Here is a 688-nt window from a genome sequence, read left to right as displayed (position 1 = left end):
CACACCCAATGAGTCGAACGCACCGTTCGGGTCGTAGCTGACATCGGTGCCGTTGCCGGTCACCAGGCCAAGCGTCCCGACCGTGTCGATCGCCGACACTGACAACGCGTCCCCGTCCGCATCCGTGTCATTGGCCAGCACGTCCACCGTCACCCCGGCGGAGTTCTCCGCCAGCGATTCCTCGTCATCGCCCGCCACCGGCGCGGCATTGGGCGTCTCGACCCCGGTCACCGTGATCGTGACCGTGGCGGTGTCCGTCCCGCCCTCGCCGTCCGAGACCGTGTACTCGAAGGTGTCGGTCGCGGTCTCACCCGCACCGAGCCCGTCGAAGGCACCATTCGGGTCGTAGGTGACATCCGAGTCGTTGTCCGTCACCACCCCCAGCGTCCCGCCGGTGTCGACCGTCAGCACCGACAACGCGTCGCCGTCCGCATCCGTGTCGTTGCCCAGCACGTCCACGTCCACACCGGTCGAGTCCGCCGCCACGTCGGCCTCGTCGTCCACCGCGACCGGCGGCGTGTTGGGCGCTCCCACCCCGGTCACGGTGATCGTCACTGACGCGGTGTCCGTCCCGCCGTTCCCGTCCGTGACCGTGTACTCGAAGGTGTCGGTCGCGGTCTCACCCGCACCGAGCGCATCGAAGGCGCCACTCGGGTCGTAGGTGACATCCGAGTCGTTGTCCGTCACC

1 protein-coding gene is annotated in these 688 nt (G+C 68.6%); it reads right to left on the bottom strand.

What is annotated here, in order from left to right; all coding sequences use genetic code 11:
- Positions 1-688 (bottom strand): Ig-like domain-containing protein (locus ACOADB_RS18125; protein WP_378601525.1); only part of this gene is annotated, 688 nt, incomplete at both ends.

This window comes from Nocardioides sp. CPCC 206348 (assembly GCF_048654705.1).
In the GTDB taxonomy this organism is placed as follows: Bacteria; Actinomycetota; Actinomycetes; order Propionibacteriales; family Nocardioidaceae; genus Nocardioides.
Note: the sequence above shows the minus strand (reverse complement) of the source record. Positions and strands in the feature narration are given on the sequence as shown.